14 protein-coding genes are annotated in these 23,849 nt (G+C 58.1%); 3 read left to right on the top strand and 11 right to left on the bottom strand.

The genetic code is table 11. From position 1 onward, the window contains the following. Positions 1-262: 262 nt before the first annotated feature. The 4 genes from C8D82_RS13110 to C8D82_RS13095 are packed head-to-tail and all read right to left on the bottom strand — an operon-like array spanning position 263 to position 6,721. On the bottom strand, positions 263-3,823 hold the full coding sequence (locus C8D82_RS13110; protein WP_133245198.1) for a hypothetical protein: 3,561 nt from the start codon (positions 3,821-3,823) through the stop codon (positions 263-265). Between the two features lie 18 nt (positions 3,824-3,841). Next, on the bottom strand, positions 3,842-4,219 hold the full coding sequence (locus C8D82_RS13105; RefSeq protein ID WP_116884741.1) for a hypothetical protein: 378 nt from the start codon (positions 4,217-4,219) through the stop codon (positions 3,842-3,844). Between the two features lie 37 nt (positions 4,220-4,256). After that, the gene (locus C8D82_RS13100) at positions 4,257-4,967 is read right to left on the bottom strand and encodes a type II secretion system protein (protein ID WP_116884740.1); all 711 of its coding nucleotides are present in this window, start codon (positions 4,965-4,967) and stop codon (positions 4,257-4,259) included. Then, positions 4,964-6,721 (bottom strand): alpha-L-fucosidase, encoded by a 1,758-nt coding sequence (locus tag C8D82_RS13095; RefSeq protein ID WP_116884739.1) that lies wholly within the window; start codon positions 6,719-6,721, stop codon positions 4,964-4,966. Before C8D82_RS13095 ends, C8D82_RS13100 begins: the two co-directional genes overlap by 4 nt. A 114-nt stretch (positions 6,722-6,835) precedes the next feature. Here C8D82_RS13095 and C8D82_RS13090 point away from each other — a divergent pair, with 114 nt between their 5' ends. Beyond that, positions 6,836-7,687 carry a helix-turn-helix domain-containing protein gene (locus C8D82_RS13090; protein WP_116884738.1) on the top strand — a complete coding sequence of 284 codons (852 nt, stop codon included), beginning with the start codon at positions 6,836-6,838 and terminating at the stop codon, positions 7,685-7,687. 1,249 nt (positions 7,688-8,936) lie between these two features. On the opposite strand, the gene C8D82_RS13075 is transcribed toward C8D82_RS13090, so the two are convergent. Next, positions 8,937-9,131 (bottom strand): prepilin-type N-terminal cleavage/methylation domain-containing protein, encoded by a 195-nt coding sequence (locus tag C8D82_RS13075; protein WP_116884735.1) that lies wholly within the window; start codon positions 9,129-9,131, stop codon positions 8,937-8,939. An 881-nt stretch (positions 9,132-10,012) separates the two neighbouring features. Here C8D82_RS13075 and C8D82_RS13070 point away from each other — a divergent pair. Together C8D82_RS13070 and C8D82_RS13065 are read left to right on the top strand one after the other, a co-directional pair. Further along, entirely contained in the window at positions 10,013-12,703 is a 2,691-nt protein-coding gene (locus C8D82_RS13070) for a glycoside hydrolase family 38 N-terminal domain-containing protein (RefSeq protein WP_165833067.1), read from the top strand. Further along, entirely contained in the window at positions 12,703-13,794 is a 1,092-nt protein-coding gene (locus tag C8D82_RS13065; RefSeq protein ID WP_116884733.1) for a GntR family transcriptional regulator, read from the top strand. Before C8D82_RS13070 ends, C8D82_RS13065 begins: the two co-directional genes overlap by 1 nt. Before the next feature lie 4 nt (positions 13,795-13,798). Here the strand turns inward: C8D82_RS13065 and C8D82_RS13060 are convergent, their stop codons facing one another. The 6 genes from C8D82_RS13060 to speE form a co-directional block, all read right to left on the bottom strand. Continuing rightward, positions 13,799-16,420: a beta-galactosidase gene (locus C8D82_RS13060; protein WP_116884732.1), complete on the bottom strand. Its 2,622-nt coding sequence runs from the start codon at positions 16,418-16,420 to the stop codon at positions 13,799-13,801. Next, a complete protein-coding gene (locus tag C8D82_RS13055; RefSeq protein WP_116884731.1) occupies positions 16,417-17,994 on the bottom strand; it encodes an MGH1-like glycoside hydrolase domain-containing protein in 1,578 nt (525 codons plus the stop codon). Before C8D82_RS13055 ends, C8D82_RS13060 begins: the two co-directional genes overlap by 4 nt. Then, positions 17,991-18,737, bottom strand: a complete 747-nt coding sequence (locus C8D82_RS13050; RefSeq protein WP_116884730.1) for a prepilin-type N-terminal cleavage/methylation domain-containing protein — start codon at positions 18,735-18,737, stop codon at positions 17,991-17,993. The genes C8D82_RS13055 and C8D82_RS13050 overlap by 4 nt, the downstream gene beginning before the upstream one ends. A 58-nt stretch (positions 18,738-18,795) precedes the next feature. Next, positions 18,796-19,893 carry a GntR family transcriptional regulator gene (locus C8D82_RS13045; protein WP_116884729.1) on the bottom strand — a complete coding sequence of 366 codons (1,098 nt, stop codon included), beginning with the start codon at positions 19,891-19,893 and terminating at the stop codon, positions 18,796-18,798. Between the two features lie 151 nt (positions 19,894-20,044). Further along, complete coding sequence (locus tag C8D82_RS13040; RefSeq protein ID WP_116884728.1) at positions 20,045-21,904, bottom strand: S41 family peptidase; 1,860 nt, start codon at positions 21,902-21,904, stop codon at positions 20,045-20,047. A gap of 1,056 nt (positions 21,905-22,960) precedes the next feature. Continuing rightward, complete coding sequence (gene speE / locus C8D82_RS13035) at positions 22,961-23,794, bottom strand: polyamine aminopropyltransferase (protein ID WP_116884727.1); 834 nt, start codon at positions 23,792-23,794, stop codon at positions 22,961-22,963. Positions 23,795-23,849 lie beyond the last annotated feature (55 nt).

The raw sequence follows: 23,849 nt of genomic DNA, 5'->3' as shown, positions 1-23,849 counted from the left end.
TGAGAGAAGATTACTGGAATCTTCGCATCCTTATTGTTCGGGCGGATTTCAGCCGTTTTCTTGATTTTTGAATCATTTTCAGTCTGTCTTATCCTCAATGCTGAGAATCAAAATTCCGATCAGTCCCAGAGAATCAGACTTTCCCGATTCTGCGGACAGCAATAATTGGATTGCTTTCCCGCCCGGAATATCTTCTTCGGGGCGGGAAGCCTTTTCCGATCGGTGTCGGCTGCTTGAAAACGCATCAGAATTTCAGGTGACTTTATTCCTTGACTAGTTCATATGCCAGAATCGTGTCGGGTCCGGATGAGATTGAGGCAATGAAGGAGAGGGCCGCATCCGTACATTTTAATGGGATTTCCTTTATGCGTTTTCCGGAAAGATCCACTCCATACAGTTTATATCCCGTGTATGCGCCCCGGAGAGTAAGCAAGGCGCTGCCGGTCCGGACAAGACAGGGATAATGCCCCCAATCAAGCAGCCGCGTCATTTGGGAATTTGCAAACTTCGTCCCTGAATACAGACCGTTTGTGAGATGCAGCACAAGAATCCGCCGGCTTTCTGCCAATGACTTCCCGTCAACGGATGCGGCACAGAAAACAGCCCATTCGGTATTGCCTTCAACAGAAAAACGTTTTCCGGAAAGCGCCGTTCCTGCGGGAACAATCAACGTTTCGCTCCGGGGGGTTATCGCTTTGAACGTGCCGGCAATTCTATTCCGCTCCAATTCATTGGTTGTACTGATCAATAATCCGTGTTCAAGCCCTTCCGCAATGTTTTGCGGAAGACAGTTTTTCAAAATTCCGGACGGTGAAGCGTTATCGGCGGAAAGATTAGGGCGACCCCACCCATGTGCGGACATCGCCGATTGAATGCAATTGACGGCAATCGCATCTTTCGGAAAAACGTCCGGGCTCACAAATTGGCATTTTTTGTCAACAATGGCCATGCCTATTTTACAGACAAACGCCAGTTGTTTTATATCCCATCCATCAGGTCGGTTTACCTCGTTTCCGGCAAGGTCATTGCAGACAATGGTAGGAATGCACTTGCGGGCGGGCGAAACGTCTCCGCGCTGAAAAAGAAGAATTCCGATTCGGTCGGAAAGCGCTTTGACCGGATCAACGGAGATATCCCAACAGGCATTGACGTGAATGTGACCATTTCCTAAGATATGAGAAGTGTGATGCGCGTAGGCAAACCGGTAAAGCGCGTCCCAATCCTGCAGGGAGGCGTAGGCTCCCATCAGCGGACCGGACTCGGCACGGAAAGGATTCGGTGAAGCGAAATCGAATTCCGTAATGACAAATGGCTTACCCAGGATACGGCCGGACATAACCGTAACCAACCAGTCGGGCCCGGTCGTGATAAAGCTTTTCCCCGCAATTCCAAACGGAAGCGCCCATTCCTCCATGCGGGGATGATCCCAGTATGCATGGATATCAACATAATCGTATTGCGACCGCAAAAGAGTCAAAGGGATATTCTGGGCCATATTCTGGTCAGTGATCGGCGTTTTACAGCCAAGGGAACGGACAAACGTTTTCATCTCACGAAATCCCCTGCTGTAAAGTTCGGAAAGAAATTCGTTCCATGTGGAATTGTCCGCCTTGTCAGGAGAAATCCCCTTCTTCTGAAGCCACGAATCATAACGTTTGCGGAAAAGCGCCGACGTGCGCTGGTTTTGGGACATGTCAAAAATGGTATCTTCATTGATCAATGAAAGCGTTATCAAAACCGGATCATCCTTGAGCGCCAGCTTCGTATACGGATTGACATGAGTGAGAAACTGCCGGGTAAAATCTTTCCAATTATCCATCGCCGACGGAAGAAGAAACACAAGCCCCTTGTATCCGTCCAGTCCGGAGAATTCGGGAAGATCGGAAAGTTCACCGGGAACAAGCTGACGGCTGACATAAAGATCAATCGTCACGTAAATCCCTTTCTCCTTAAGACAGAAAATAAAATAGTCAAACAGATCAACTTTTTCAGGGTCGAACACAATCCCTTTTCTGTCTTTTTTTAGGAGGTCGCCGTCATAATGATGAATTCTGACGGAATTATAGCCGGACATGGCAAGACGTTCCGCTATCCGCTTGCACCATGTTTTATCAATATAGATGATCCCGTTCAGGTTCGTGCCATAAAACCGCTCCGCCTTCTGCGGGGTTGTTTCAAAAGCGAATTTTCCGCTCTCGTTTACAATTACACGCCCGTACTTTCCGGCAGGAGCATCCTGGAGAGCGGAAAAATCCAGCACGCTTCCCTTTTGAATATCCTGTTTCAGCTCCAGTCGTTTCCACTCTTTGTTTTCAAAAATAACCGTTTCAACATTTTTCGGGATAAGATAATCGCCTTTTGCCAGCGAGAGCCCTGCGATCAGCCAGACCGGCCCGCAATTGCTGTGAAGCGTTATGGAAGCCAACGGCTTGTCCTGAATTTTATATTGCGTGAGATAAAGCCCGACATACGCCGCGTTGTTATCCGCGCTCCACGCGACAACGGAATTTGTCCCGGCACAAGGCCCCCACCAATTTCCTACATCCGCCGAGGTAACGGGAATCTCCTGCTTGCTGCCGTCTTTATATGCAACGGTAATCCCGCCCGGGGCTGACTCGCCCCACGCAAGCGCATGCAAAAGAAAAAGACTTGTCCACGCGCCATCGGCCTTAACCGAAACAGACTCCGGCAACCACTCCTGTGCTTTTCCGGCCAGAGCGATGCAGGCTTTACCGTTGTTCTTTGTCTCATCAAGGATATCGAACATCACACCGGAAAAACTCCTCTTCCCCGGTTTGAAAATACGAAGGTCATTATCGGATCCCTGATCTGTCCAGCCGCCTTTCCTGTCATTGGCAATCTCGTCTTTAAACCCCATGTTGACAGCGTTGGATATATCGACCGGCGAGGAAGAGAGCGGGACCAACTCTTTCAGCACAACCGAAGCAACTTCCGCTGTTCCGTCTTCGTCGACTACCAGATGAATCCGGATTCCCTGATCTCCGGGTTGGGCGGTAAAAATTGTCTCCGCCTCGCCGTTTCTGAGCAGAGCGGTATACGAAGCTGGATTCCTGCCCTTGTTGTCGGGAAAGCTGATCATCAGTATGGAATTCAGGGTAGCGTCATATCGCGCCAGTTTTATGGAAACCCGGTAGGTTTTACCCGGCTTGACCGGATAGTTGTTCTTATTGTAAAAGTAAAGGGCGTCGCCCCCGGATTCCTTTGTTACTTCGTAACTTCCATTTGCATTCTTTTTCGCGACGCCTTTGCATTTGTTGGCCAGATAGGTCCAGTCCAGAAGATCGTTATCCAACAGGTTGCCGTTATCAGATGCAACTTCGGTGCGGGGGGACGGGAGGGTCTTGGCTTCGGTCACAAGTACGGAATCCACTTTCGCTTTGCCGTTCCCCTTGGCGATCAGGTGAATCCGGATTCCCTTGTCTCCGGGCTGCGCGGTAAAATATGCCTCCGCCGCGTTGTTTTTGAACAGAACGGAATACGACGCGGGTTTTCTGTCTTGGTTTCCGGGGAAAGTGATCATTACTTCCGGCTTCAGTCTGGAGTCGCACTGTCCGAGTTTTATCGACACCCGGTAAGTTTTGCCCTGCTCGACCGGATAACTATCCTTGTTGTAGAGATAAACGGCGTCACCGCCGGACGCTTTTGACATCTCGTAGCCGCCGTCCGCGGTTTTCACCGCACTTCCATTGCATTGATTGGCGAAAGAGGTCCAATTCAGGGAATTGCTGGTGAGGCATTCGGCCGCTGACAGCGAGACGGCAACTGCCGCCGCAAGTCCTGAGAATAATTGTTTAACTCTCATTTTGATCCTTTCTGGAAACTATTTTTCTGACAAATCTCGGTATGGGCTTCTTATCTTTTTTTCTTTTGGAATACTCTCCCGGTCAATAGGCGAATGGGGAATCGGGAGAAAACTTTTTTTGATCTTGTCTTTGGAAAGATTCTCACAATGCCCGTCGAAAAAAGCCGCATTGCTCCGGTTTTGGTGAGCAAGCAAAAACGGCCTGGAGGTGAAAACGGTAGTGTTGGGAACACGTACCCGTAAATCGGAATAAAACCAGTTGCTCCGCGAATCGGCGAGGAACAGGGTTCGGGTGGGTTCTGACACCTTGTTTTCGTGGATGATATGGCAGTCCGCTTCCGCAATGACCTGGCAGGTCAAAATTGGGAAGGAACAAGAATTTTTGCAGACTGCCATTGGGCACCTCAAATATGACGGATTGATTTTCAGTGTATCAAAGCATTTTGTAGTCGTTGTCGAGACAGTTCGCGCCGTTGCGATACCGAACTAGGGCAACATGACCGTCCGTAAATAGGAAATTGCTCCCGAGATTGTGCTTGAATCCGGGCGCGTTCGGGGAGGACAGGGTATAATCCCCGACAAAAACTTGAACACCGGCGAAGCCTGTTTCATTCAGCGTCCAATTCATGTCCACCAGAATGGCCGATCCACTTAGGATCTTGTCCAGTTTCTGCGACGGCTTGGTCAAATCCCAGTCGTCAAGGTAAATCCAGCATCCGTTCTCTTTTCCCCCTGCATAAGAAACTGGCCATTTCATCGTCGGGGAATACGACGGTCCGTAATACGTAACGGAACCGGTGATCGACGTGTCCGCCGCCGGGCAGTGCAGAACTGTCTTCGGCTGTTTGTAATACGGAGCACCTCCCCATTCAACACCGCTGGAGATCCCCAGATAGCCCACAATAGATGTAGCATACGCGCAGTGCCAATTAGTCCGCGGCAGCCAACCGTTGTAGTCGTTCACATACATGGAAAGTCCTGTGAAGACCTGCTTCATGTTTGAGGTGCAGGTAATCGCTTTCGCCCTCTCCCGCGACTTACTCAATGCCGGGAGCAGCATGCCCGCCAGAATCGCGATGATCGCGATTACCACGAGCAGTTCGATGAGCGTGAAACAGTTGTTTTTGTTTTCTGTTTTTTTCATTTTGTTCTCCTGGTCTGTTGTTGAATTCTCACAGTGGTCAGATTCATGTTTGCGGCCTCCGTTTTGTTGGTGCTCAGATTGGAAAGTCGAAGAATTCCGCTGGCAGAGCCGGAAAGAGTCAACGTCCCGATCTTGGAGATGGCCCGGGCGTAGCAGCGGGAGGTGAGTTTTTCATCTTCCCGGAGTTCACATTCCAGGCGTTGTCCGGCGAATTCCAGCCGCACGCGGCGGCCGCCGGTCCAGGGGGCGCTGTGACAACGGTTCTCGGTCACAACCTGAAACTCGTAAGACCCGGCTTCCGGAATCCGGATGTCCCAGCTGACTCCGTCGCCGGGGTGGTTCCACTGGGTCAGGGCTCCGCCGTCGTTCAGCGAACATTCCGGCTTTTCCGTCAGCACCTCCGCCGCCGCGCCGAGTATCGTTTCCCCGGAAGCGGTTGCCGCAGCGTTCCCGTGAACGATCTCCCCGCTTGCCGGGGACAGGATCAGAACGCCGTCCTGAAGCGTCAGCGTTCGGTCAATCTCGGGTTTCCCGGTGGTTTTTACCTTGACGACCAGCGGCAGGTCGTCGCCGCGTTCGGCCGGGAGTGCGATGCGAAGAAGCGTCCCGTTCCGTTCGAACGGCAGATTGCACGCCTTCACCTCGTTGCGTAGTCCGGAAATCTCGATTTCCTTCCGATGCTCCTTCACAAAAAACTGGAGCGTGCTGCCGGACAACGTGCAGTATCCCCACGGAAAAGCCTGGGGAAACGGGTTGGGGCCGGTCCCTTCGATCCTGACGCCGTTGCGGTTCCGCCATTCCGCGACTTCCCCGAGAATGTCGAGCGACGCCTCGGGCAGTCTGCCGTCGGGGCGGGGGCCGATGTTCAGCAGGTAATTGACATCTTTCTCGTTGCAGGAGAGCAGTCCGTCGATCAGGTGCCCGGCGTTGCTCCAGTTGTGGTCGTCTTTTTTGTATCCCCAGGTATGGTTGAGCGTATGGGCCGATTCCAGCGGAATCCGTGACTTTCCGGCGGGGGACTGATTGTCGCCGAGACTGCCGAAATCGCCCATGCCGTGTCCGATCCGGCCGTTGATGAGACAATCCGGCTGGAGCGACTTGACCAGCTTGCGCAGTTTTTTGCCCTGCGCCTCGCTGATCCCCAGCGGGCAGTCGAACCACATCAGGAAAACCGGACCGTAGTCGGTCAGCAGCTCCTCCACCTGGGGGAGCGCCTTGTTTTCGAAATAGCGGGAGAAGTTTTTCCCGGACCAATCCGGATAATCCCAATCGTTGCCCCAGGACATGCCGAAGTTTTTGGGGGAGTCCGGTCCCGGGTCCGCGCCGTCGGCCTCGTGCCAGTCCAGGCAGTGGGAGTAGTAGATTCCCAGTTTCATCCCATACCGTTCGCAGGCATGTGCCAACTCCCGCAGTACGTCCCGTCCGAACGGCGTCGCATCGACGATGTTGTACGGACTTACCCGGCTGTGGTACATGGCGAATCCGTCGTGATGCTTCGCGGTGAACACGAGGTAGGTCATGCCCGCCGCTTTTGCGGATTTCACCCATTCGTCGGCGTCGAACCGCGTCGGATTGAATTGTTCCGCCAGCGCCGCGTATTCGGTGTTGGGGATGCGGAAACGGGATTGAATCCACTCCCCGATGTAATCCATCCGCTCGCCCTTCCAGCGTCCGGCCGGAACCGAATAGAGCCCCCAGTGGAGAAACATTCCGAACCGGGCGCGGCTGAAATTCTTTATATTATTGTAATTCACCGAAATTCTCTCCTTGATATTTTCCTGTTCTTATTATATAATAGAATTGGCATTATGTCAATGCATTTGTATCCGGTATTATATGCACTTTTCTAAATTCAGCGGGGGATTTCCATGAAAGAGCTGAGGCATCAGGTCAAGGATGAGATCGCGTTTTTCTTTGCCGACAGTCCGGAGCGGGAATTGGTCAACCATCTCGACTTGAATGTGCTGGTGAGCGGAATGGCGGCGAAGGACGATCTCGATGCCTATCATCCATTCCAGGCCGATCCGTATTTCCGCTTCTACTATGTGGTGGACGGCAATGTGAGGTTGATTTTTGCGGACGGCAGCTATCTGCTGGAGCCGGGAATGGTGTATCTGATTCCGGTGGACCATCCGTTCCGCTACTCCACGACCGGTAAGTTCACCCATTACTGGCTGCATTTCCGTTCGGCCCGGCTGGAGAATGTGAATTACTTCCGGCGGTTGATCGGATTGAAGGCGCCTCCGGACACGGAAGCGCTGATGAGAGAACTGCTGCACTGCGCGGAGACCGACGACGGTGTGGAAGCGTTGATCGGAGCCGACATCATCCTGCGTCGTCTCCTGACCCCTTTTCTGGCCGCGATGCCGAAGAACGACTACGAACAGGTGATGAATATCGGACGTTACTCCACCGTACTCGAATACATCGACCGGAATCTGGAGAAGAATCTGATTGTAACCGGGCTGGCGGTGATCGCCGGAATGAACTACAACGATTTTTCCGCGGATTTTCACCGCACGTTCGGGGTCACTCCCAAGCAGTATATCTGCAACCATCGCATCGAGCGGGCAAAAGCATTGCTGCTGGGCAGCGACCTGACCGTCAAGCAGATCAGCGCCCGGGTCGGATACGACAACGAGTTCTTTTTTTACCGGCTGTTCAAAAAATATACCGGACAGACACCCAAAGATTTCAGGAACAACAATATGCTGGGGTGAGCGGCCTCTGCGGTTGAGCACGGAGCCGGAATCAGCGAGCGCAGGGATTGACCGGCGCGGACCGCTTGGCTCCTACTTCAGGGCTTGCGGAACCGGACGGCTTTATGCGGCCACCCTGTACTCATGGATAAATCCCGACATTCTCAAGATGAAAATCGGAGTTGGAATTGGCCGCGATAAAGGCCACCCCGGCTCCAGCATCCACCGGATCAGGTTTGCAGTCAGAATTGTAATCGCGATGACGTTACATCTGCGTTTCCTTTATGCAAAATAAAAGGCTGGTATTTTAATGGCTTCCTAAATCAGCAGGAGGTAGTATATTGACAAAAACGGTCAACCATGATTTCCTCTCGTAGTGATTGTTTATAATGTGTTCTGCGTAATGCGTTAAACGCTTTATAATTAACGACTTTTGAGTCGTTTGCCCTTGAAAATTCCTCCTCTTGGTGATATATTGTGTCAGAAATGTAATTTCTCCCAATTGGGAAATTGCATATGAAGTCAATCCCAGAACCACAATGCCATCTTCGAAATCCAGCCACAAATGCTCTTTGGTATAAAGCCTCATGAAAGCATCCTCCGAAAGTTGGGCGTTTTACTGTTCTCACAATACTGCCGCATACGAAAAAATGCAAGTGATTAAAATAAAAGTATCCTTGAGTCTTCACGCCCAAATTTCGAGCTTCATGCCAGAAATGGAAACTTCTTTTCTGGTTTTGTTCAAAACTGCAGGAGTACCATTTGACCTTGTAACTATCCAAGTAGAAGAAATATTCCAGCCTCTTCCGAGTTCCTTCACGACTGAGATGCTCAAGGCTCCAGAACAAGAGTGCCCTCTCCCATGTCGAGAAATTATTCCTGTCAGTTCCATAGCAGATTTGAAAAATACACGTCTTTGACACGTTGCCATTGGCCGAACAGGTGAACTCGTTTCCACGTCATGATGGCTATTACGTTGGTAAATGCCCTGTATATCAATTTTAACAGAGGAACTGTAACGGATACCAGACAAAAGATTCTACTTTAGAAGAGCAAGGCAAGGAGGAGAAGAAATAAGGCGAACGGTAAAAGTGTTTCGGTATCGTTTTTACCAACTAGTCCTTGGAAGTTATCGGCAGATATAGAAAAAGGTACGACGGTAACAGAAAGATGTCCATAAAATATTTGACATCTCGGTATAGTTATGCTACCTTGAGTGTTAAGAAATATGTATACCGTAGACCATATTTCTATTGTAATCTATCGTTCCTCATAGAGCCTTGAAAGCAAAAATTGCAGAAAATTGCAAAAAAAATCCAGCTTTTGAGGTTACCACAATAGCGATGATCGCTATTACAATGAGCAGCTCAATAAGGGTAAAACTCTGACGCATAATGCCGGGTATGTTAAGAGAAGTTGCTGGATTTTTATATTGCATCTGCTTATCCTTTATCATGTTATACATATTTTATCCTTTGTCCGCAACTCACTTTTTATTTCAGGGCGTTACCGGCAACAACTCAAAGGCGATGTTTACTTGTCCGGCCCAATGCCGTCCGATATCAACCTTGGAGTGCAGAGATTCATCTCCGCTTTCCAGTCGCACGTGATCATGTACTTACTCATAAGTTTAGTCTGCCTTTCCGCATCATTACAGTTCACAAACTGGTCGTTATGTCTTATGCGGATGGCTCCGGAGGGCCACTCGCCCTCCGGACCTCCCCGCTCGCCTCGGGACTCCCGTTGACTTGCGAAGCATTCCCACTCGCGGGCGCGGCTTTGCCGCTTACTTGTCGGGCTGCGCCCGCCAACCCTTCAACGTTCGCTGCGCTCACTACGCCAGGGGGGCTTCGCTCTCTACGTTCGGCTTCGTCACTATCGTTCCTCGTTATTTTGCTGCCGCAAAATAATTCCCTCACATTCGTTCGCGGCGCTGACCGCGCTTATTGTGCGCCGCGTAAGTGGTTATGGAGACCAACCTTCGCTTGCTTGTGCCAGACGCCGCGCGACCCCGAAGGGTGTGGAGCGCGCACCCGGCAGCGGCACCTTGCCGCCAGACGCCGCGCGTCCCCCCCGAAGGGGCATTGGCGTGCGTGCCCGGCAGCGGCACCCTGCCGCACATAATTACGCAGGCTTTTTCTGTTATTAATTATGCGCGGAACCGTAGCGAATGTCAACGGGGAATCATGCAAAAGCAAAATTTTTTGAGAGAGCTATCATACAAAATTGTATGAATATTGCATGGAATATCATTTGATTTGTTCAAACAATCCTTGCTTTTGATCAGGCAATCCGGTATAATTATAACAGGAAAAATCAGCAACCGTCATGGAAAGGTATCCGGATATGAAGCAGTTTCACGTGATTTCACATACGCACTGGGACCGGGAGTGGTACCAGCCGTTCGAGGTGTTCCGCCACCGGCTGGTCGACCTGATTGATCACCTGCTGGAGATCTACCGGGAGTATCCGGAGTATGTGTTCGAGCTGGATGCGCAGACCGTCTGTCTGGAGGATTATCTGGAAGTCCGGCCATACCGCCGCGCGGAACTGGAGCGGTATATCCGCTCGGGCAACCTGAAAGTCGGGCCGTGGTATGTGCAGAACGACTTCTTCCTGACCGGCGGCGAGGCCACCGTGCGGAATCTGCTGGCGGGAACCGCGTTGGCGGAGGAGTTCGGAGCGTGCGCCCGGTGCGGCTATACGCCCGACCAGTTCGGATTGATCGGACAATTGCCGCAGGTTTTCCGCGGCTTCGGCATCGACAACTGCGTATTCGGGCGCGGCTACCGGCGGGAGGGGGAAGCGCAGCCCAATGAGTTTGAATGGTGTTCGCCCGACGGTTCGGCGGTGCTGGCCTCCTTTATGAGCCGCTGGTACAACAATGCGCAGCGTTTTCCGGAAGACCCGGAACTGGCGCTGCTCTTTTTCCGCGAAGTGGAGGCGGCGCAGGAATCCGAGGCGGTCACACCGCACCGGCTGCTGATGAACGGCGTCGACCATCTGGAGGCGCAGGAGAACCTGCTGCCGGTTCTGGAGGAGCTGAACCGCCGGATCGCGCCGGATGTGATCCGCCAGTCCACCCTCTGCGGTTATCTGGAAGCGGTGCGGACGTTCGCGGCGGAGCATGGCATCGCGCTGCACCGTGAAACCGGCGAACTGCGCTACGGCGCTTCCGGCAACGTTCTGCAGGGGACGCTGTCGGCCCGGCTGCCGCTGAAACGGCAGAACGCGCACTTCGAAGCGCTGATCGAACTGCGTCTCGAGCCGCTGTACATCCTGCTCGAACAGCTCGGCGGCGACGCCCTGTACGACCGCGACTATTTCCGCTATCTGTGGAAATCGCTGCTGCGCAACCATCCGCACGATTCGATCTGCGGATGCAGCACCGACCGGGTCCATCAGGACAACGCCAACCGCTTCGCCCGGATTGGCGATCTGGTGAAAGACCTGACCGACCGCGGCGTCCGGCAGTTCTGGGCGCGGCTCGACCGGAAGGGATTGAATCCGGCGGAGTATCTGCTCGCGTTGTTCAACCCGCTGCCTCATTCCCGTTCGGAGGTGATGACGGCGGAGGTGTTTCTGCCGCTGGACGAAAACCCGGCGTCGATCCGGCTTACCGGTCCCGCCGGCGAACCGGTGCGGTTCGCGGTCCGTTCGATGGAACGGCGGTTCCAGACCAATTACTCGGCGATCAACCTGCCCGGACAGATTCCGGCACTGCGGGTCGAGCTTGAGATTGCCGCCGAAGCGTTGCCGCCGTGCGGCTTCCGGGTCCTGCGGCTGGGGTACAGAGAGGGCGCGCCGCTGGAGGTGGCCGACGCCGCAGCCGGAACGGTGCTGGAGAATGCGTTCGTGCGCTTCACGGTCGACGCATCGGGGCGGACCGAACTCCTTGACAAAGATTCCGGTGAAATATTCCCGGACCTGGTTTCGTTCACCGACGAGGGCGATGCCGGGCACTCCTACAACTTCCTGCCGGTCGAAGGCGGAAGCATCCGGGAGCTGGGCGCGATTTCGCGGATACATGTCGTCGGCTTCCGGCGGGGATTGCGGCAGGGCGTGCGGGTCGACTATGAATTCGAGCTGCCGCGCGATTACGATTTTGAACTGTGCCGCCCGACGGCGGAGACGGTTCCGAACCGGCTGGCCGTCGAGTACATCCTCGATGAGTTTTCCCGCCATGTCGCGGTCGAAACCCGGATCGAAAACCGCTCCGGCTCCCACAGGCTGCGGGCGGTGTTCCGTCCCGGAATCGTGTCGCCGGTCACTCTGGCGTCGGTGCCGTTCGGTTTCGAACAGCGCACCCGCGACGAGCTGCTCCGGCAGGAGGGGCGCCACAACGCGGACCAGCCCGACTCCGGCGTGATCACGATCCGGGAGGGAAAGCGGCAGTTCAGCTGCCTGAACGAGGGGCTGCATGAGTACGAGCATCTGGCCGACGGCCGGATCGCGCTGACGCTGCTGCGTTCGACCGGCAATGTGAATGCGGTCCGCTACGACGAGGCGGGACGGTGGGTCCGTTCCGGCGTGGAGTGGTGCGCGCCCGAAGGCAAATTGATCGGGGACCACGTCTTCCGGTTCGCGCTGCGTCCCGGCGAAGCGGCTCCGGCGGAGCTGGAGCGGGAACTTCAGGCGTACCTCGCCCCGGCTTTCGCCGCCTTCGATTCGGTCGATCCGCATAAATTGACCGGCGGTCGGCCGTGCGACCAGTGCAGCGCGGTACGCGAACTGTTCTTCCGCGATCTGCCGCCGGAGAAGCAGCGGCTGCCGCTTCAGGCTGCCGGCATTGAATTGAACGGCGACGCGGTATTTTCCGCCCTCAAAAAGGCGGAGGACGGCAACGGCGATATTCTGCGCATCTACAACCCGGAGCGGCGGGAAAGCGAAGTTTCGGTGCAGCTGCCTGCGGGCCTGCGGGCCTGCCAGGTCCGGCTGGACGAAACTTCCGACGGAGAACCGCTGTGCGGCAACCCGCTCCGGCTGACGCTGCCTGCGGCGGCGATCCGGACGCTGCGTCTGGTGCGGGAGGGGTGATGGCGCCTTCGCGACGGCAACAGGCGGTCGATGCGGTCCGCCGCCGGATCGAAACCGGCGAATGGCTTCCGGGCGTGCGGATTCCGACCGAATCGGAGCTGACCCGGATTCTGGGGGTGTCGCGTTGCACGGTGCGCGGCGCGCTCGATGAGCTGGCGCGCGCCGGTGAGATCGAACGGCGCGCCAATGTCGGCTGTTTCGTGGCTTCCGGTCCGGGCGGCGACTCTTTCCGCAGCGGACTGATCGCGTACCTCGAATCGAACACCTCCGGCAATTTGTCGGGCAATCTGCAGTTGCGCGGCGCCGAGCTGCAGGCGTTTGAATACGGCATCGACCTGATCTACTGCAATTTGAACGGCCACATGGAGAAGGCGGCGGAGTTCATCGAGCGGCTGTGCCGCCGCGGCTGCCGCAATGTGCTGTTTGCCCCCGAGATCTGCCGGAACTACCATGAGGTCAACAATCCGGTGCTGGATGCGTTCGAGGCGGCGGGCCTGAACTGGGTGGTGATCGGCAGTCCGCTGGTGCGCGACGGGATGATCCGGGGGGATTTCGTCGGCAGCGACAACTATGGCGTGATGCGCAACGTGGTCCGGCAGCTGGTGCAGGCGGGTCATCGCCGGATCGGCAGCATCCGGGTGTTCGACGGCGTGTTCTCGTCGGACCAGCGGCTGGCCGGAATCCTCGACCAATTGCGGCTGGACGGGCTGCCGGCGGAACCGGAATACCACCTGACCATCCGGGACGTGCCGCTGGAGGAACAGGGGCGCGAACGGCTCCGGCAGCTGATGAAACTGCCCGAACCGCCGACCGCGATCATCTGCATCCACGACGCGATCGCCGCGAATGCGATCGACGAACTGCGCAAACTCGGGAAGCTGGTGCCGCGCGATGTGTCGGTGTTCGGCTTCGACGACTCCTTCATGGCCCGGACCCTCCTGCTTTCCTCGGTGCGGCAGCCATTCACCGAAGTCGGCAAGCGCGCGGTCCGGCTGCTGTATGAGAAACGGTTCGGCGGCGACTCGGTGCGCCACCAGGAGTTCCTTCCCTGCCGGATCGTGAACCGCAAATCGGTGGCCGAGCTGGTGTGATCCGTCACCTTTCGACAGCAGCGAGAAGCGTCCCCTGCACCGGGAGGGTAAGGCGGCTGCCGCCGGTTTCGCCGGTGTGCAGGTTGCGGAATCGCCGGACTCCGTGAAGCGTCAGCTCCTGCGGCTTCGTGCTGTAATTGGTTACGTAGAGCAGCTCGCTTCCGGACTGTTGCCGGACGGAGTGAAACTCCACGCCGGGAACCGGAGAGCCGTCGGGCTTGCCGACCCGGATCGCCGGTGAAACACCGGCGCGGTCGGCAACGTCGAGCAGGATTTTCTGCAATTGCTTCTGATCGGCAGTCGTCTCGTAACGGAGTTCTCCGGGGACGGGGCCTCCGCCGAATTCGCCGATCCGGGCGAATGTTCCGCCGTTACGGCGGAAGTTCCGCAGCGCCTCGGCGGTTCCCGCCTCCGGGGCGAGGCAGTCGACGGAGATGATCGCGCGGATGCCGTCGAGATCGCCCGCAAGCAGCTGCCGTTCGTCGAGCAGCCGGATGCCGAGGCCGGTGAAAAGCGAGGCTTCATGGAGGCGCTGAAGCGGGTGGACCGCACGGTCGTCGAACAGCCGGCGGCTTTTCGGGCTGTACAGCAGCGCGACCGGCCGGGGGCGCTCCGCCAGCGCCCGGTAGGCTCCGGCGAATTTCCGGATGGTTGCGGCGGTCTGCATATAGCGGATCAGCAGCGGCACATCGCCGGAGATGTCGAAGGCGTCCACACAAGGATTCATCACCCAGACCGTGCCTGCGCGGAGGCCGTGCATCACATTCTGCTGCATGACCATTTCAATATATTCCGGGGGCGTCCGCGCGTCGATCGCGGCGATGTGCCACTCGCTGTCGAAAAGCGCCTTGCGGCGGTCGTAGCCGGAGACCAGATCGTAATAGAGCGACTGGTACATGGTGTTGGCGGCGTACTCTCCCTCGGCGGAGTATTTGTCGGCATACGAATCTGTGCCGAGAAGATCGGTGAACCCGGCGATCGCGAAGCGGTCGATCCCGTCGGCCAGTTCGGTCTCTTTGCGCTCTTTTGAATCGCGTTTCACCCAGGTGTGGCCGAACTCCCACGGCAGGACCTTCACGTGGGTCGGCAGTTGCGTGTGGCGTTTGACGTCGTCGTGGAGGAAGCGCAAATGGGCGGTGCCGACGCCGGAAGTAAAGAGAAACCAGTCGTAAAAGCGGTTTTTCTTCTCCCGGTCCAGCGCTTCCCGCCGGGTCAGCGCGATCGCGTCGTAATCGGGATAGGCGCTTCCCCACGAACGGTTCAGTTCCCCGATGCCGGAATAGCGTTCCCGGAGGAAGTCGCGGAAACGCGCCTGCATCGCGGGCGTGTAATCCTCATAGCCCGGCTCATTATCGAGGCAGATCGCTGCCACGTTCCGCTCCCGGTCGAGGCGGGGGATCAGGTGGCCGAGATAGGCCCGGCAGAGGGCGCGGTAGTCGGGGTGGATGATCGAAGCGCTCAGAAAGCCATGCCCGGCGAGCCGCTTTTCCGCATAGGAGCCGCTCCATTCCGGGTGCTTTTGCAGCAGGAACGGCGGCGTGTAGGGAGCGACGAGCATATCAACCGCGATTCCGTAATGCGCGAGCCGCCGCAGTGACGGCAGGGTGCGGCTGCGATAGTGCTCCTCGTTGAAGCCGCCCTCCGGGGTGATGAGCTGGGCGGGCCAGACCGAGTCGGAGACCAGATCGCAGCCGAGCAGCGCCAGCTCCGGCGCGTAATTTCCCAGTTCCCAGCCGATGACGCCGAAGTGGAAATCACGGTCGCCGGGCGTCAGGAAACCGGCGGAACGGTCCCGCGTCAGCGGAATCGCCGGTGCCGGAACGTGCGGAGCGGCAAGCCGGGCGGCTTCGACTTCGAGATCGGCGAGATAGGCGTCGAAATTGGCCGTCTGCCCGATGTGAAGCCGTTTCCACAGCGAATCCAGTGCGATGCGGATGGCGGCTCGTCCGGCATTGTCGCGGTCGAAGGCTGCCGGAGCGACTGCTGGATTGAGGTCGTATGCGGGATCGGCAAGGAGGCGGCGGTCGGCTTCGGCGAGCCGGGCGAACTGCGCGCTGCGCTCCGGGTAGTCCGGCTGCCGCGCCGGGGGAGAGGCCGTGTCGGAGACGGTCAGCTCCCGGTAGCGGCCGAAAGCCCCGGGAATCCCGTTCTCCGGTCGGGCGAGCGTGATCGAATACTCTCCCGGCGGCAGCGCCGGGCCGGGAAGCTGCGTCCACATGCGTTGTTCCATTTCAAGCCGCGCGCCGCCTCCGTCGAGGACAAGGCGCAGCGGGAAACGGTCGATCTCATCGAGCAGCGGCAGGGAGATTTGCGTTGCCTTGCCGTACTTCAGCTGGAAACGGCCGCGGCGGACCAGGTCGAGCTTCAGCACCTCATTGCCGGAGGCATCCCGGATCAGCAGGAGGTTGCCGTCGAGCAGCAGCCAGGTGTGGCGCAGAGCGGGCAGATAGTCCAGCGCGACGGTCAGGGGGCCGCCGTTGTGACGGAATGTCGGAACCGGAATCGCCTCATTGCGCGGCGGGAAATATTCCGGTTCGGCGGGCTGATGGCGGAGCAGTTCGGCGGCCGCCGCCGGGAACAGGCAAAACGCCAGCAGCAGTGCGGTGGTGGAAAACAGCGGTCTCATACTCGGTCTCCTTCCGGGTGTACGGTGATCTGGATGCGGCCCGCCGCAGGCGGACAGGTGACAAACAGGGTGTCGAGCTGCTGCCCGGATTCGCGCCGCGCTTCCGCGGGGATTCCGTTGACGGTGACGATGTACGGCAGCCCGGCGGCAGCCGGCAGGCCGAGTTCAAACTCCCGGCACAGGCCGGTTTCGACTTCAAGCCGGTTGTTTTCATAGTGGAATGAGAGGGCTTTGCCGCATTCGACCGGCAGGGCGGAACAGCCGCCGCCGTGAACGAGCGCCGGGCGGAGTTGGAGCCTTCCGTGCCGGAAGCGGACGCCGAGGATATCGTCAAGCATGTGCTGGAGGAAAACGGCGGTCTGTTCGCAGTTGCCGCTGTCGACGGTGTAATCTCCGGCGGGATCCTCCGCATAGGCGCACCAGAGCTCGCGATGGTCGGCGAGAAAATCCCGGATGTAGCCGGAGAGTTTCTCCGGGCGGTGGTGGAACCACCACTCCGGGTAGAGGTTGAACGGGCGGCGGACACTCTCCTCAAGGAAGCAAAGGCCGTCCCGGAGTTCGGCTTCGCGCCCGGTCCCGGCGAAGTAACCGAGCTGCTGGGCGAAGAACTTCCCGAGCAGCATGAAGCGCCGCCCCGGAGTTTCGCCGGTGACGAGCGTGTGATCGTCCCAGCGGATCGCGGTGTCGGAGAGCAATTCGGCATAGGCGCGTTCCCACGCCTCCGGCCGGCCCTCGTACCAGCGGCGGCAGTACAGGATGATCCAGTTCTCTTCCGGCATGAATCCGCGCCGGTCCAGCGAATAGCCGCTCCGGTAAAAGCCGCGTTCCGGGTCGAAAAGGCGCTGCTCGATCCCGGCGGCCAGCAGTCCGGCCTGTTCCGCAAATTCTCCGGCGGAGTTTTCGTCGCCGAAAGCGGCGGCAACGCGCCCCAGCGCCGCCAGCCCGCTGTGCATGGCCGTGTTGGTGAAGAGATCCAGCAGCAGTTCGCTGCTGCCGTCGAACCCCTGCTCGTTGTAGTTGCCGGCGTCGAGCAGCCGGAACTCCGGGTGATAGTGGTGACGCCAGGCGGCGCGGCAGACTTCGCGCAATTGGCGGTAGAGCGGTTCCGCTTCGGGGACGGGACCGCCCTGCCGGACGCAGCGTTCCAGCGCCCGGGCCAGATGGCCGGGAGTGTCGACCTGAACCGTGTTGGCCCGGCTGGAACCGTCGCGGCGGTAGACGTGCGGCAGATAGTACTGCCCCGCCGGGATGTGTTCAAGGCTGAACCGCAGGATGCGCAGGCCCAAATCCGTCAGGCCGACCGATGCGAGCACGCCGGCGGCCTCCGCCGCGTCGCGGGGATAATGGCTGGTGCCGTAGCACTTGATGTTGCCCTCCTCCCCGAAACTGGTCTGGCAGAAACCGCTCGGATCGACCCGGTCGGCAAGGGATTTCAGCGATCCCCAGAACAGCGCGTTCAGAAAAGGGGTCCCGAGGTCGATATCGCATTGAAGTCCGAAATTTTCCGCCAGCTCCCGCCGGGCGCGCAGGTAAAACGCCCGGGTGATCCGGTCGTCGATCAAGGGCGGCTTCATATTCCCTCCTGTCCGCCGAACGTCTGTTCAAAGCCGTATTTGTCCTTCAGCTCGGCAGGGGAGTTGCCGGCGGCGTGCCCGTCGAGGAACGCGCCGTTGGCCCGCCCGGAATGGGTGTGGCGGGTCAGGTTGTTGGTCATGCCGCCGTTCGGATAGGCGTAGACCAGCACGTTCTGCTGAAAATCGACGCGCGAAATGCTGTCGACGTAGATCAGATAGGCGGCGGGGGAGCGGCGCTGGTTTTCCGGAATGATCGGGTTGTCCGGCCTGACGGTGTAGAAGGGATTGCTCCACCACTCGTAGGAGACCACGCCGTAGGTGTAGTAATCGGCGTACTCGTTGTCCACGTCATAGCTCATCGGTTTCCACGCCGGACAGGTGAACAGATTGGAGGGCTGCAGGTAATTCTGCTCCTGCATCAGCTTCCAGTGCGTGATCGCGGTCGCCGCGTTCTTCTGGTAGTAGGCGCCGGGAAGCACTTTGTAGTCATTGCCGTACATCGCCCCGGCCAGTCCGAGCTGTTTCAGGTTGTTGGTGCATTTGCCCGACCGGGCCGTTTCGCGCGCCTTGTTCAGCGCCGGCAGCAGCATCCCCGCCAGAATCGCGATAATGGCGATTACTACGAGCAACTCAATCAAAGTAAAATGAAAGACGGATGCCGCCGAATGCGGGGATTTGGTCCGTGCGCGTTCGGGAACACGATGAAAAACGGGGAATGCGGGGATGCCGGAAACTGTTTTCATAGATCGGAAGCTCCTTATATTGATTGAGTGATGACTGATTGGGAACTTTCTGCACGGGTTATGCCGTAATCCGGCCGGATTCCTTTCCGGTGCGGGTGAAAAGGCGCGGCGCGATCCGGATGATTTTTTCAGGGCGGTCGTCCGTCAGCAGTTCGACCGCGCGGCGGCCGATGGCCTCGAAATCGATCGCGACCGTGGAGAAGCCCCCCAACTGCGAGAGTACCGGAAGGATGTTGTCGTAGCCGATGATGTCATATCGTGAACTGTCCGCGGTGCGGGCCAGCTCCGTGGCGATGCCGGAGGCGAAGTAGTCGTTGACGGCGAAAAACGCGGTCGCGCCGGGGTGCGAAGCGAGCAGCTCGCGGGTCAGGGCTTCGGCCTGCGGAACCGCCTCGGTGCAGATGTCGCGGAACGGGTCGAGGTAGCGGAAGTGGATGCGGCTGTTGGAAACCCCGAGTTCGACCAGCTTCCGGCGGAACCCGTCGGTACGGCGGGCGTAGTTGCGGCAGTGCAGTTCGCAGGAGAGGACCGCGAATTCACGGTGTCCCCGGCGGTAAAGCTCTTCCGCCGCCATGGCCCCGCCCTCGGCGTCGGCGTTGTAGACCTTGAAGAGGTTGTCGAAGTAGCCGAGGTCTTCGGGAAGCTGGTAATTGAGCAGGATGAATTTCAAAGAGCGGTAGCGTTCAACCAGGTTGAGCATCTTTTCTTCGTGGGTCATGCCGCAGAAGAGGATGCCGCGCAGGTCGTTGCCGCGCTGTTGCAGCAGCGTGTCGATCATTTCCGGCGCGGCCGCGGTTTCCGCGAGGATCACGACGATGCCCGTCCTGGCCGCCTGCGCGGTGATGCCGGAGTAAACCTGCATTTCGAGCGCGCCGCTCTGGAACTGCTCCGGCTGGCGGTCGAGCAAAAGCAGGCAGACCTGACGCTGCGTTTCAGCCGAAGCGGCGGCGACGAAAGTGCCGCGCGATCCGTGCCGCTCCAGCACTCCGGCGCTGACGAGGCCGTTGACCGCCTTGTTGACGGTCATGTGAGCGATCCGGTACTGCTTGCCGAGGTCGCGCTCGGAGGGCAGTTTTTCGCCGGGCCGGTAGACGCCCGACAGGATCTGCTGGTGCAGGAAGCGGCTGAATTGCTCGTATTTCGGCGTATCGCTCATCGCTTCTCCTTTGGAAAAAAGGTTCGTTTCTTGTATGATACATATTATATTATACAAAGAAACGCCGCCGATGTCAAGTCCCCTTCCGGAAAAATGCGGAATATTTTGCGGGACGGCTCGGGCTTGATCTGCCGGGAACCCGCAGCCGCTCTCAGCGGTTATGCTGCAATTGCAGGATTTTCTGCATGAAAGGATCGCGGTGCAGCAGATAGGAGACCGGGTTGCGGCCGGGGTTGGAGTTCCAGTACTCGACGTACTCCGCCGGCGTCAGGTCGACTTTCTGTTCAACCCCGGTATGCAGCGTGTCGGCGGCCCGGCGGCAACCGGTCAGGTCGAGCGCCGGCTCAACCGAAACGACCAGTTTGGAATTCGGCAGCGAAAAGAAGAACGGATCGATCCCCCTGCCGAGGCTTTTCGGGTTGTCCAGTCCGACGCTGGTCACGAAATCGAGCTGCTTCGCAACCGCCGTCAGGTTTCCGGCGGAGGAGTAGATGTTGTGCGCGATCACGTAGACCGGCACCCGTTCCGGCAGCACCGCCCGGTTGCCGGGCAGCTGCTTGGTGAAGGTCGCGGCGAGGAATTTTTCGTTGTCCAGATAGGGGACCGCGACCTGCCGGAACTCGTTCAGGCCGGGCATGTCGTAGCTGCGGCGGTTCCGGCGGTAGAATTCGCGGTGCTGCTGCAGGAAACGCCGCATCTCCGGCGAATCCTTCAGCGCGAAGGTGGTGGAGTAGCTCCACGGGCCCGGAATCAGCAGCGCGAGGATTTCATTCCAGACCGCGTCGCTGCCGCCGGGATTGTTGCGCACGTCGAGCACGACGGCCCGGATTTTCCGATTTCTGCTCTTTTCGAGAATTTGTGTCCGGTAGAATGGAATATCCTCTTCCCGCATCGCCGGAATCCGGATATACAGGATTTCCGGCCCCGGCAGGTATTCGACCAGCCTCGGAATATGCCACGGCTGCCGCAGCGGCCCCTTCCAGATGAGTTTGTCGCCGGAGGCGAGCGGGAAGGTCACCGTCGCGCCGTCAGGCCGTTCGAACCGGAACACCAGCGGCATTTTTCCCCAGCGCCCGGAACGGGTGTAGAAAGGGATTTCGCCGCTGTCGTAAAAGGTTTTCCGGGCGGCGTCGAAATTGTCCAGATGGTCGTTTTGTTCGGCCAGAAACAGCTCCGGGGAGATGCCGTCGATCGACAGCAGCTTCATGCCGCGCGGATAAGTGACGCCGTGCAGCGTGAAATCGAATTTCGTATAGTACGCCCCTTCGCAGTAGATCAGCCCCAGGTCGGGACCGGCGGGACGGCGTCCGCCCTCGCGGATGGTGACGGCGGCGGTCGTTTCAAGCGCCGCCGGGTCCACAAAACCGCGGTAGACCGACAGGAAGTCGTGCAGTGCGGGAGGGAGCTCCGTCAGGGCGGCAGTGACCCAGAGGTGGTTGCCGCGGCAGGCCTGCAGGGCGTCCTGGATCAGCCGGTAGAAGGCTTCGGGGGATTCGTCGCCGGTGATCCGGCTGCGATGGGCGGCCAGTGTTCCCGGGATGTCCACATCGTAGACTTTTCGGTTCACGGTGAACAGCGGGCAGATTTTCTCCAGCATCGCGGTGAGGTAATCGAAGTCGGCCAGCATCTGCGCTCTGGTCAGGCGGGGAATGTCGATGTCCGGCAACACCGCGAAGCCGTTCACCCTGCCGTCGGGAGCGCACGATACGAGAAAGCGGACCGGGTGGTCGGAGAAGCGGCAGCGGACCTCGACGCGGTCCTCCCCGAGTTCCTGGCTGGAGAGGATGCCGCGGAACACGCCGAAGCGCGCCGCCTCCCGGATCAGCTCCTCGCGGTCATGGCCGGAAAATTTTCGGAGTCCCTGCGGGGAGCTGTTCCGCGCGACTCCGGCTTCATCCCCAGTGAAGAAAGCGGTCAGCAGCGCCTCGGCGGCCCGCTCCGCCGGAATCGGGGCGCAGAATGCGGCGGAGACAAGCACTCCCAGCAGAATCGATATTACGGCGCGTTTCATTTCCGGACCTCCCGCGATTTCTCTCTGATACTCTAAGTATACCACTCCGGGAGAAAATTACAAGAACCTCCGGGCCTTTTCGCTACGGAAGAAAAAGAAAAACGCCTCTGTTTCCAGAGGCATCACAGGCCATTTCTATTCCGGATTGGGGATAATCCCCCGCCCCTTGAGATGATTTTAAAAATCCAGAAATTACACCGTGTACAAGTTTCCTGAATAGGGGATTTCGCTCCTTTCGGAGCGACCAAGGCGCTTCGCCCTTGGAACCCGACCGGCAAGGTGCCGGTGCCGAATACTTAGAGCCGGGAAAACCGTTCCGGCTTTCCCTCCGGGTGGGGGAGCCCTGATGGAGACAGGCATGGTTGTACAGGAGCGGCACACCGCTCCGGTCGGCACAAAGCCCGCTTTTTTGCGGGCTTCAGGCACTCCCTGCGGTAAGCTGCCGCCGGAGGTCACGCGCGGAACCTCCAGATGCTGACCGGATGATGTGAAGTTACCCTCATGGAGGCTGAACTCCGCCTATCCTCATAATACAGGCAAGGTTCAGTAAGGCCCGTATTCCAAGATGCTTGCCTGTGGGTTGGCAACTGCATTGTTGCCTGCTCTCGCCTTGCCTATCCTCATAATACAGGCAAGGTTCAGTAAGGCTCGTATTCCAAGGTGCTTGCCTGTGGGGTGGTAACTGCATTGTTGCCTGACCTCGCTTTGCATATATCGGCAGATAAACTCTTATCAGCCTCCATCAGGGTATCTGTCTATTACCCGGTCAGCATCTGGAGGTTCCGCGCGTGACCTCCGGCGGCAGCAGGCGTAGGGAGTGCCCGGCGTCGGCAAAAAAGCCGACGCGGCCGCCGACCGGAGCGGTGTGCCGCTCAGGTACTCGCCTGCCTGTCCACAGTAGAGCCTCCCCTATCCGGAGGGAAAGGCGTTTCGCCTTTCCCGGCTCTGAAGTATTCGGCGCCGGCACCTTGCCGGTCGGGTTCCAAGGGCGAAGCGCCTTGGTCGCTCCGAAAGGAGCGAAATCCCGGATATCCCGCTACTTGCGGAAGGGGAGGTTCACCGGTTCTGTTCGAACAGGCGGCTGACGAAGGTCGGCACTTGGAATGCGGCGTGGTGGATGGCGGCGTTATAGTAACGCAGCCTCTTCTGAAGTTCCGGCGGTACCGGGCGGGCCGGCACGGTTACGTCGTCGCGGTCGCTGGCGACGCAGGCGCCGATCATGCCGGTCGGATAGGTCGGCACCATGATCGACGCGTAGCCGACCGAGCGGAAGATGCTGCGGGAAACCCGGTTCAGCCGCGCGACGATGTCGGGCAGCAGATAGGGGGATTCCGCCTGGGTCGCGATCACGCCGCCGGGGCGGAGCGCCTTTTTCATGTCCCGGTAGAACGTCTCGCCGAAAAGCGGGGTGCCCGGACCGCCCGGATCGGTGGAGTCGACGATGATCACGTCGTAATAGCCGGGTTTGTCCTTCACGAATTCGGAGCCGTCGGCGATATGGATTTTCACGCGGGGATCGTCATAGCCGCAGGAGATTTCAGGAAGAAATTCGCGGGCGACCTTGATCACTTCCTCATCGATTTCGCAGATATCCATCACTTCGAGTCCGGGGTGCTTGCCGAGCTCGCGCAGGATGCCACCGTCGCCGCCGCCGATCACCAGGGCGCGGCGGGGATTTTCATGGGCGAACATCGGCAGGTTCGCGAGCATTTCGTGATAGGCGAATTCGTCGAAATCGGTCAGCTGGATGATGCCGTCGAGCAACAGCAGCTTGCCGAGCTTGCCGGTCTGATAGAGTTCGATCTTCTGGAACTTGGATTGACGGCGGCAGAGTTCGGCTTCGACCTCGACGGTCATGCCGAATCCGTTCATGGCTTCAGTTACCCACATACTCTTCTCCTCAAAAAAGTTAAAAAAGCAAAAAAACAAAAAGGACAGGCGGCAG

It is taken from the genome of Victivallis vadensis (genome assembly GCF_003096415.1).
GTDB classification, from domain to species: domain Bacteria; phylum Verrucomicrobiota; class Lentisphaeria; order Victivallales; family Victivallaceae; genus Victivallis; species Victivallis vadensis.
The sequence above is the reverse complement of the archived record's forward strand: the minus strand, read 5'-3'. Positions and strand labels throughout refer to the sequence as shown.

What these genes read in the sequence shown, in the direction of transcription:
- C8D82_RS13110 (WP_133245198.1), bottom strand. Translation starts at nt 3,823, where the DNA reads ATGAGAGTTAAACAATTATTCTCAGGACTTGCGGCGGCAGTTGCCGTC.
- C8D82_RS13060 (WP_116884732.1), bottom strand. Translation starts at nt 16,420, where the DNA reads ATGAGACCGCTGTTTTCCACCACCGCACTGCTGCTGGCGTTTTGCCTG.
- C8D82_RS13100 (WP_116884740.1), bottom strand. Translation starts at nt 4,967, where the DNA reads ATGAAAAAAACAGAAAACAAAAACAACTGTTTCACGCTCATCGAACTG.
- C8D82_RS13055 (WP_116884731.1), bottom strand. Translation starts at nt 17,994, where the DNA reads ATGAAGCCGCCCTTGATCGACGACCGGATCACCCGGGCGTTTTACCTG.
- C8D82_RS13040 (WP_116884728.1), bottom strand. Translation starts at nt 21,904, where the DNA reads ATGAAACGCGCCGTAATATCGATTCTGCTGGGAGTGCTTGTCTCCGCC.
- C8D82_RS13050 (WP_116884730.1), bottom strand. Translation starts at nt 18,737, where the DNA reads ATGAAAACAGTTTCCGGCATCCCCGCATTCCCCGTTTTTCATCGTGTT.
- C8D82_RS13105 (WP_116884741.1), bottom strand. Translation starts at nt 4,219, where the DNA reads ATGGCAGTCTGCAAAAATTCTTGTTCCTTCCCAATTTTGACCTGCCAG.
- speE (WP_116884727.1), bottom strand. Translation starts at nt 23,794, where the DNA reads ATGTGGGTAACTGAAGCCATGAACGGATTCGGCATGACCGTCGAGGTC.
- C8D82_RS13065 (WP_116884733.1), top strand. Translation starts at nt 12,703, where the DNA reads ATGGCGCCTTCGCGACGGCAACAGGCGGTCGATGCGGTCCGCCGCCGG.
- C8D82_RS13075 (WP_116884735.1), bottom strand. Translation starts at nt 9,131, where the DNA reads ATGTATAACATGATAAAGGATAAGCAGATGCAATATAAAAATCCAGCA.
- C8D82_RS13070 (WP_165833067.1), top strand. Translation starts at nt 10,013, where the DNA reads ATGAAGCAGTTTCACGTGATTTCACATACGCACTGGGACCGGGAGTGG.
- C8D82_RS13045 (WP_116884729.1), bottom strand. Translation starts at nt 19,893, where the DNA reads ATGAGCGATACGCCGAAATACGAGCAATTCAGCCGCTTCCTGCACCAG.
- C8D82_RS13090 (WP_116884738.1), top strand. Translation starts at nt 6,836, where the DNA reads ATGAAAGAGCTGAGGCATCAGGTCAAGGATGAGATCGCGTTTTTCTTT.